The sequence below is a fragment of the Pseudonocardia sp. KRD291 genome, assembly GCF_019263595.1.
Classification (GTDB): domain Bacteria; phylum Actinomycetota; class Actinomycetes; order Mycobacteriales; family Pseudonocardiaceae; genus Pseudonocardia.
Genome location: NZ_JADQDD010000263.1, coordinates 1 through 8,635, shown reverse-complemented (window position 1 = coordinate 8,635; position 8,635 = coordinate 1). Strand labels below are relative to the sequence as shown.

The 8,635-nt window shown below is 73.9% G+C and carries 8 protein-coding genes; 5 read left to right on the top strand and 3 right to left on the bottom strand.

What is annotated here, in order from left to right; all coding sequences use genetic code 11:
* The first annotated feature begins 250 nt into the window (after positions 1-250).
* The 4 genes from I4I78_RS26270 (at position 251) to I4I78_RS26255 (ending at position 3,601) form a co-directional block, all read left to right on the top strand.
* Positions 251-967 carry a 1-acyl-sn-glycerol-3-phosphate acyltransferase gene (locus I4I78_RS26270; protein ID WP_218614175.1) on the top strand — a complete coding sequence of 239 codons (717 nt, stop codon included), beginning with the start codon at positions 251-253 and terminating at the stop codon, positions 965-967.
* 42 nt (positions 968-1,009) lie between these two features.
* Entirely contained in the window at positions 1,010-1,537 is a 528-nt protein-coding gene (gene speG / locus I4I78_RS26265; protein ID WP_226380466.1) for a spermidine N1-acetyltransferase, read from the top strand.
* A 95-nt stretch (positions 1,538-1,632) separates the two neighbouring features.
* Entirely contained in the window at positions 1,633-2,187 is a 555-nt protein-coding gene (locus tag I4I78_RS26260) for a polyadenylate-specific 3'-exoribonuclease AS (RefSeq protein ID WP_218614177.1), read from the top strand.
* A 10-nt stretch (positions 2,188-2,197) separates the two neighbouring features.
* On the top strand, positions 2,198-3,601 hold the full coding sequence (locus I4I78_RS26255) for a class II 3-deoxy-7-phosphoheptulonate synthase (RefSeq protein WP_218614174.1): 1,404 nt from the start codon (positions 2,198-2,200) through the stop codon (positions 3,599-3,601).
* A 44-nt stretch (positions 3,602-3,645) separates the two neighbouring features.
* On the opposite strand, the gene pknB is transcribed toward I4I78_RS26255, so the two are convergent.
* Positions 3,646-5,457 (bottom strand): Stk1 family PASTA domain-containing Ser/Thr kinase, encoded by a 1,812-nt coding sequence (gene pknB, locus I4I78_RS26250; protein ID WP_218614173.1) that lies wholly within the window; start codon positions 5,455-5,457, stop codon positions 3,646-3,648.
* Between the two features lie 170 nt (positions 5,458-5,627).
* Between pknB and I4I78_RS26245 the strand changes: the two genes are divergently transcribed.
* Positions 5,628-5,990 (top strand): Rv2175c family DNA-binding protein, encoded by a 363-nt coding sequence (locus tag I4I78_RS26245; RefSeq protein ID WP_218614172.1) that lies wholly within the window; start codon positions 5,628-5,630, stop codon positions 5,988-5,990.
* Here I4I78_RS26245 and I4I78_RS26240 read toward each other — a convergent pair.
* Entirely contained in the window at positions 5,959-6,951 is a 993-nt protein-coding gene (locus I4I78_RS26240; RefSeq protein ID WP_218614171.1) for a phytoene/squalene synthase family protein, read from the bottom strand. The two genes, I4I78_RS26245 and I4I78_RS26240, sit on opposite strands and share 32 nt — an antisense overlap.
* Positions 6,929-8,635, bottom strand: a 1,707-nt coding sequence (mptB, locus tag I4I78_RS26235) for a polyprenol phosphomannose-dependent alpha 1,6 mannosyltransferase MptB (protein WP_226380465.1), incomplete at its 5' end; no start/stop codon positions are given. The genes I4I78_RS26240 and mptB, both read right to left, overlap by 23 nt.

Genomic DNA, 8,635 nt, shown 5'->3' with positions numbered 1-8,635 from the left:
GGGGTGCGTCCCCGGGACCGGGCGTGCGCGACGTCCATGAATGACCCCTCCCGGAGATGCGTGGCCGCAGCCCCGTCGACACATCCTGACACGGCGCGGGCGGCCCGTGCAGCACCACCACGACACCGTCTCCGGAGCCCGGCCCGGCCGGTCCGGGCGGGCCCGCACACCCATGATCACCTGCCCCGTTGTCGGGATCGCGAGCCCGTCCGTAGGCTTGGGCTCCACGTCGGCGAGGAGGCAGCGCACGGTGCTGTACTGGTGGTCCAAGTTCGTGTTCCTGGGCCCGCTGATGCGGTTGTTCTGCCGGCCGACGATCGAGGGCCTGGAGAACGTGCCGGAGCGTGGCGGGGCGATCCTGGCCAGCAACCACCTGGCGGTGGCCGACTCGTTCTTCCTCCCGCTGCTGGTGCCGCGCCGGATCACGTTCCTGGCCAAGCGCGAGTACTTCACCCAGCCGGGCCTGGTGGGCTGGCTGAAGAAGCAGTTCTTCACCGGGGTCGGGCAGGTCCCGGTGGACCGCTCCGGCGGGTCCGCGGCGCGGGCGGCGATGGACACCGCGACCCGGCTCCTCGGCGAGGGCAAGCTGCTCGGCATCTACCCCGAGGGCACCCGCTCGCCGGACGGCAAGCTCTACAAGGGCAAGACCGGGGTGGCGCGGATGGCGCTGGAGGCCGGCGTGCCGGTCGTCCCGGTCGCGATGGTGGGCACCGACCGCGTCAACCCGATCGGCTCCCGGATGTGGCGCCCGCGCAAGATCCGGATCCGGATCGGCGAGCCGATCGACTTCAGCCGCTACGAGGGCATGGCCGGCGACCGGTTCATCGAGCGCTCGATGACCGACGAGATCATGTACGACCTGATGGAGCTCTCCGGGCAGACCTACGTCGACCTGTACGCGACGTCGGTCAAGGAGAAGGCGGCCAGGAAGCCGGACCCGCGCATCCCGGACTCCCGGGCCGGCTGAGCCGCTCCCGCGCCGGGAGGTCGCCCCGATGGAGACATACCGATGAGCATCCGCCTGCGGGCCCTCGAACGCGACGACCTCGGGTACGTCCACCGCCTCTCGAACGACTCCAAGATCATGTCGTACTGGTTCGAGGAGCCCTACGAGGCGCTGGTCGAGCTCACCGACATCTACGACCGGCACGTGCACGACACCCGTGAGCGGCGCTTCGTCATCGAGTCCGACGCCGGGGACGAGCCGGTCCGGGCCGGGATCGTCGAGCTGGTGGAGATCGACTACATCCACCGCGGTGCCGAGTTCCAGATCATCGTCGACCCCGCCCAGCAGGGACAGGGGTACGCCGGCGCGGCCACCCGCCGGGCGCTGGACTACGCGTTCGGCGTGCTCAACCTGCACAAGGTCTTCCTGATCGTGAGCACCGAGAACGAGAAGGCGATCCACATCTACCGCAAGGCCGGCTTCGTGGCGGAGGGCGAGCTGCGCGAGGAGTTCTTCGCCGACGGCCGGTACCGGGACGCGCTGCGGATGGGGATCCTGCAGCACGAGCACCTGGGCGCCCGGCGGCGATGACGCCGCCCGCGGCCCCGGCACGTACCGTCTCCGTGCCGGACGCCGCCCGCGAGCGCGGCGCCCGTGCGACACCGAACGGGGCGAACAGGACGGGAATGCGCTTCTTCTACGACTGCGAGTTCATCGAGGACGGCACCACGATCGAGCTCGTCTCGATCGGGGTCGTCGGGCAGGACGGGCGGGAGTTCTACGCCGTGTCCACCGAGTTCGACCCGTCCCGGGCCGGCAAGTGGGTGCGGGCCAACGTGCTGCCCAAGCTCCCGTCGCCGGCCGACAGGGCGTGGCGGTCGCGCGAGGCGATCCGGCGCGACCTGCTGGAGTTCGTGACCGGCGGACCCGGCGAGGTGGAGCTGTGGGCCTGGATCGCGGCCTATGACCACGTCGTGCTGTGCCAGCTGTGGGGGGCGATGCCGGCGCTGCCCCGCGCGCTGCCCCGGTTCACCCGTGAGCTGCGCCAGCGCTGGGAGGACGCCGGACGGCCGACGCTGCCCTCGCCGCCGGACGAGGCGCACGACGCGCTGGCCGACGCGCGGCACAACCTGCGCCGCTGGGAGGCGATCGAGGCCGCGGTCGGCCCGATCGGGCCGGTGGGCGCCCCGACGGGCGGAAAGGCAGCACCGGCTCGGCCGGATACCGACGACACGGCCTAGGCTGGAGGGCGTGAACTGGTCCGTCGACGCTCCGATCGACGTCCTTCCGGAGCTGCCGCCGCTGCCCGCGGACCTGCGCTCCGGTCTGGACGACGCCCTCTCCCGCCCCGCCGCCCAGCAGCCGGCCTGGCCCGACCCCGAGCAGGTCGCCCAGGTCCGGACCGTGCTGGAGAGCGTCCCGCCGGTCGTGCTCCCGCCGGAGGTGGACCGGCTGACCTCGCGGCTGGCCGACGTCGCGAACGGCAAGGCGTTCCTGCTGCAGGGCGGGGACTGCGCCGAGACGTTCGTCGACAACACCGAGCCGCACATCCGCGCCACCATCCGCACCCTGCTGCAGATGGCCGTCGTGCTGACCTACGGCGCGTCGATGCCGGTGGTCAAGGTCGGGCGGATCGCCGGGCAGTACGCGAAGCCGCGCAGCTCCGACATCGACTCGATGGGCCTGCCGTCCTACCGCGGCGACATCGTCAACGCGCTGTCCACGGATCCCGCGGGCCGGGTGCCGGACCCGTCGAGGATGGTGCGCGCCTACGCGAACGCGAGCGCGGCGATGAACCTGGTCCGCGGCCTGACCGCGACCGGCCTGGCCGACCTGACCAAGGTCCACGACTGGAACAAGGACTTCGTCCGGACCTCCGCGGCGGGCGTGCGCTACGAGGCGGTCGCGGCCGAGATCGACCGCGCGGTGCGGTTCATGGACGCCTGCGGCGTGCAGGACCACAACCTGCACCAGGTCGAGTTCTACGCCAGCCACGAGGCCCTGCTGCTCGACTACGAGCGCGCGATGCTGCGCCTGGACCTCGAGCGCGACCCGGACGCCGGCGGCACGCCGCGCCTCTACGACCTGTCCACGCACATGCTCTGGATCGGCGAGCGCACCCGCCAGCTCGACGGCGCGCACATCGCGTTCGCCGAGCTGCTGGCGAACCCGATCGGACTCAAGATCGGCCCGACGACGACGCCGGAGCAGGCCGTCGAGTACGTCGAGCGTCTCGACCCGCGCAACGAGCCGGGACGGCTGTCGCTGATCAGCCGGATGGGCAACGGCAAGGTCCGCGACGTGCTCCCGGCGATCGTGGAGAAGGTCACCGCGTCCGGGCACACCGTCATCTGGCAGTGCGACCCGATGCACGGCAACACCCACGAGTCGACGACCGGCTACAAGACGCGGCACTTCGACCGGATCGTCGACGAGGTGCAGGGCTTCTTCGAGGTGCACCGCCGCCTGGGCACGCACCCGGGCGGGATCCACGTCGAGGTCACCGGCGAGGACGTCACCGAGTGCCTGGGCGGGGCGCAGCGGATCTCCGACACCGACCTGGCCGGGCGCTACGAGACCGCGTGCGACCCGCGCCTGAACACCCAGCAGAGCCTGGAGCTGGCGTTCCTGGTCGCGGAGATGCTGCGCGGCTGACCCCCGGGGACCGTTGACCCCCCGGAACCATCGGCGCCGCGGGGCTACAGGACGTTCAGCGTGACCGTGGTCCCTGCGTCGGCATCGTCGCCGGCGCCGGGGTCCTGCCCGACCACCTTCGGGTTGCGGCGGGTGAACCCGAACGTGCTCTCCACCTCCACCGAGTAGCCGGCCGAACGCAGCTCCTCGGTGGCCTCGTCGACGTCCTTGCCGATCACGAACGGCACCGGGCCCTCGGTGGACTCCGGCTCGGGCGTCGGTTCCGGGGTGGGCGGCGGGGCCGGCTCGGCGCCGAGGCTGACCGCCAGCGTCACCGGCGACCCGCCCGGGACGGGCGTGCCCGCGGCCGGGTCGGTGCGGAGCACCGCGCCCTGCGGCACGGTGTCGCTGTAGGCGTCGGCCGTGGTGGAGCGCACCGGGGCGAGGCCGGCCCGGCGGACGATGTCCTCGGCGGCGGCGACGGTGGCCCCGGACGGCACCTCCGGGACGACCGGGCGCCCGGTGGAGACGGTGAGGGTCACCGTGCTGCCGCGCAGCACCCGGGTGTCGGGCTGCGGGTCCGCGACCACGACGGTGCCGGTGGCGACGTCGTCGTCGGCGCGCTCGGCGATCGACGGGGTGAGGTCGGCCTCGGCGACGAGCGCGGTGGCGCGGTCGCGTTCGAGCCCGGCCACCGACGGCATCGCCGTCCAGCGGCCCGAGCCCAGCCACCAGGCGCCGGTCCCGACCAGCAGGCCCAGTACCAGCAGCACCGCGACCCAGAGGGCGAACACGCGGCGGCTGCGCCGGCGTGCGCCGCGCAGCTCCGAGCGGGTCATGCCCTCGGGCTCGGGGGCCGGGCCGTCGGTGGCCGCGGCCGGTGCCAGGCCGGTCACCGCGCGGGTGCCGCCCGGGCCGGCGTCGGCGGCGTCCGGGCGGATCCGCCGGGGCGTCGCGGGAACGGTGTCGTGCGAGTCCGGGTTCTCCGGAGGGCGGGGGACCGGCACCCGCGGCAGGCCCAGCCTCTCGGCGACCGTGGCGAGCTCGTGCAGGAACGCGTCGGCGTCGGCGGGGCGCTCCCCGGGCTCGCGGGCGGTGGCCCGGGCGACCAGCCGGTCGATCTCCGGCGGCAGCCCCGGCACCGTCGCGGACGGGGGCGGCACCTCGTCGTTGACGTGCCGGTAGGCCACCGAGAGGGGGTTGTCGGCCTGGTACGGCGGACGGCCGGTGAGCAGCTCGTAGAGCATGATCCCGGCGGCGTAGACGTCGCTGCGCGCGTCCGCGCGCCCGGTCTCGACCTGCTCGGGGGACAGGTAGGCCATCGTGCCCAGGATCATCCCGGCGTGGCTGACGCCGGCCTGCGCGGCCGCGGTGAGCAGCCCGAAGTCGGCCACCTTCACCTCGCCGGTCTGCGAGATCAGGACGTTCTCCGGCTTCACGTCCCGGTGCACCATGCCGAGACGGTGCGCCTGCGCGAGCCCGGCCAGCACCGGCTCCAGGACGCGGACCGCCGCCGGCAGGCCGAGGGCGCCACGGCTCTTCAGCACGTCGCGCAGGGTGCCGCCCTCGACGAGCTCGAGCACCAGGAACAGCGTCGGCTCGCCGAAGCCGTCCGACGCGTCGATCCGGCCCTGGTCGTGCACCCCGACGACGGACGGGTGGTCGATCCGCGCGGCCAGCCGTGCCTCGCGCTCGAACCGGGCCCGGAACGCCTGGTCACCGGCCATCCGCGGGTCCATCACCTTGATCGCGACCGCGCGGTCGAGCCGGGTGTCGACACCGCGGTACACGGTGGACATGCCGCCGCGGGCGATCACCGGGCCGAGACGGTAGCGCTGGTCCAGCAGCGTGTCTGCCGGACCGGACGGAGCGCTCACGACCCGACTCTAGCGTCCGCTCCGGCGCCGCCCGCGCAGGCCGTCGCGGTGGCTGGGGAGCCCGCCTCGACGGTGACGGCGAGCCCGTCGCGACGGTGACGGCGAGCCCGTCGCGGTGGTGGGCCGAGCCCGTCGCGACGGGAAGGAGCACTGTGGCAGGGTGTCGCACTGTGAGTGAGGTGTCCGGTCTCCCCGACGTCGTCACCGACGCGGAGACCCTGGCTGTACCCGACGTCGCGACCCGGCTGTCGATCCCGACGTCCAGCGTCCACCAGCTGGTGCGCGACGGAAATCTGCTGTCCTACCGCGCCGGCGGCGAGGTCGTCGTCCCGGCGGACTTCCTCGACGGCGAGGAGATCGTCCGCGGGCTGCCGGGCACCATCGTCGTGATGCGCGACGGCGGTTACGACGACGACGACATCCTGCGCTGGCTGTTCACCCACGACGACCTGCTGCCGGGCATCCCGATCGAGATGATCCGGGCCGGCCGCCACCGCGCGGTCAAGCGCCGCGCCCAGGCGATGGCGTTCTGAGGCGTTCGCCGCGGCCGGCGGCCGAGCGTGCCGCCAGCGCGCGCCCCAGTGCGGGCAGCGCGACGGCGGCCCGGCGCCGGCCCGGCACCGCCACCCGGCGTCCGAGCACGTCGTAGCCGGCCTCCTCGATCCGGCCCAGGATGCCCTCGTAGAGCCGCCGGGCGGCGTCGACGCAGGCCCGCGACGCCGGCTCGAGCAGCGCGATCCCGGGCTCGGCGCGCCGGTAGGTGCCGTGCGTGCGCGCGACCAGGTGCGCCAGTGCCCGGCGGACCCGCGGGTCGGTGCGCCGTTCGCGGCGGCACCAGGTCAGCAGCTCGCGGTCGACGCCGAACGCGGCGAGCTCGTCGGCGGGCAGGTAGATCCGGCCGCGGTCGAGGTCCTCGCCGACGTCGCGCAGGAAGTTCGTCATCTGGAACGCGACGCCGAGCATCGCCGCGGCCGGCTCGGCCTCGGCGCGCGGGCCGACGGTGCCCAGCACCGGCAGCATCTGCAGGCCGATCACCGCGGCGGAGCCGTGCACGTAGCGGGCGAGCTCGGCGTCGTCCGCGTAGCCGGTGACCGTCAGGTCCATCCGCATGGACGCCAGGAAGTCGGTGAACAGGGCCGGGTCGAGCCCGTGCCGGCGCGCGGTGTGCGCGACGGCGCGTACCACCGCGATGTCGGTGCCCTCCCCGCGCAGCGCGCCGTCCAGGGCGGCGGTGAGCGTGTCGAGGCGTGCCTGCGGCGTCCCGCCGCCGGCACCGGCCGGGTCGTCGACGATCTCGTCGGCGTAGCGGGCGAACCCGTAGAGGGCGTGCACGTCCACCCGCCGCGGCGGCGGGAGCAGCCGGGTGGCCAGGAAGTAGGTACGGCCGTGCGCGGCGTGCAGGGCGCGGCACTCGCGGTAGGACGCTCGCAGTCCGGGGTCGGTGATGCCGGCCGCGTCGAGCTCCGCCCGCTCAGCTCGAGCGCTGACCTGCACCGTCGACGAGCGGTTCGGCGGTGATGGCAGGAGCGGCCCGGCGTGCCTCCCGACGCGCCCGCAGGCGCAGCGGGTCGGTGCGGGTGAGCGAGACCGCGGCCAGGACCGCGAGGGCCGTGCACACGGCCAGGAAGCCCCAGTTGTAGAGCGCGGTCTCGCCGTTGGGGTAGTAGGCGACCATCAGCCAGATCGAGCCGAAGACCATCCACTGCAGCCCGCGGGTGCTCCACGCGACCATGGCCAGCAGGCAGAAACCCCAGCTCAGGTACCACGGCAGCGTCGCGGGGGAGAGGACGGCGGCGAGCGCCATCACGATCCCGGCGTGGCGGATCGCGACCGCGTCGCCCTCCCGGGCGGTCCACCAGAAGCGGACGAACAACACGACCAGCACGCCCGCGCCGATCACCCGGGTGACGTTGACGAACGCCATCTCGGGCAGCGTCGCGAACATCCCGACGACGCCGTGCAGCGCCTGCCCGACCGCGGTCGGCAGCGACAGCCAGTTCACGATCATCGACGGCGCGTTCAGCGCGGGCAGCCAGCCCAGCCCGACCCCGGCGGCCAGCGAGCACCCGGTGAACACGACCAGGAACACCGCGATCGACGCGGCGCCGCTGCGCAGCAGCCGCTTCCAGAACGGGCCGGTCAGCGTCGCCGCCCAGACCAGCACCAGGAACGGCAGCACGATCCCGGCCGAGGCCTTCACCGCCATCGCCAGCGTGGCCACCACGATCGCCAGCACGAAGCGGCGGCGCAGGGCCAGCAGCGCGGCACAGGGCAGCATGCCGACGACCAGGAGGTCGTTGTGCCCGCCGCCGATCATGTGCACGACCATCACCGGGTTCGCCACCGCGATCCACAGCGCGACCTCGGGACGCCCGCCGAGGCGGCGGGTCAGCGCCGGCAGCGCGATGATCAGCAGCACCAGCCCGACCAGGAGCAGCGCGCGCATCAGCAGCACGCCGACGATCACGTTCGTCCCGACCAGCGAGACGATGCCCTTGGCCAGCAGGATGAACAGCGGGCCGTAGGGCGCCGGGGTGTCCTGCCAGAAGTAGTGCACGTTGTCGGTGAACACCCCGCCCATGGCGTCCGGGCCGACCGCGTAGGGGTCGAACCCGGCCAGCGGCAGCGCGCCCTGGGCCAGGTAGCTGAACGGGTCCCGGGTGAACAGCGGCGGGGAGACCAGCAGGGGGACGATCCAGGCCAGCGAGACCGTCAGCACGGCGCGCCCGGTGACCCGTCGCGCCAGCACCTCGCGGCCCAGCCGCACCCAGGCCCACACCATCAGGAACAGGCCGATGTAGACCAGCGCGCCGGCCATCTGGGTGCCGTGCCCGTAGCGCCAGAACGACAGCGCGGAGTTGCCCAGGATCGGGTCGCGCATCAGCGTCCCGCCGCCGCCGAAACCGCCGATCAGCATCAGCGTCGACGCGAGCAGCCCGTGCGCCAGGATGCCCCGCGGCGGGTGGCCCAGGCGAGCGGTGAGCTCGGCCCACCGGGAGGCGGGGACCGGCCGCGCGGCCGGGGTGGTGGCCCCCCGCGGATCGGCACGCGGGTCCGACGGGTCGCCGCCTGCCCCCGGGAACCCGGGGGCGGGAGCGTTCGGCGACGTCACCGGTTCGGGTTCGTCCGGCCGGGGGAGCGGGGGCGATGGCTGCGCGGTCATGGCGGTGCTCATGCT

Excerpts from the sequence above, each read along its gene's own strand:
- speG (WP_226380466.1), top strand. The coding sequence starts at position 1,010 with ATGAGCATCCGCCTGCGGGCCCTCGAACGCGACGACCTCGGGTACGTC.
- I4I78_RS26260 (WP_218614177.1), top strand. The coding sequence starts at position 1,633 with ATGCGCTTCTTCTACGACTGCGAGTTCATCGAGGACGGCACCACGATC.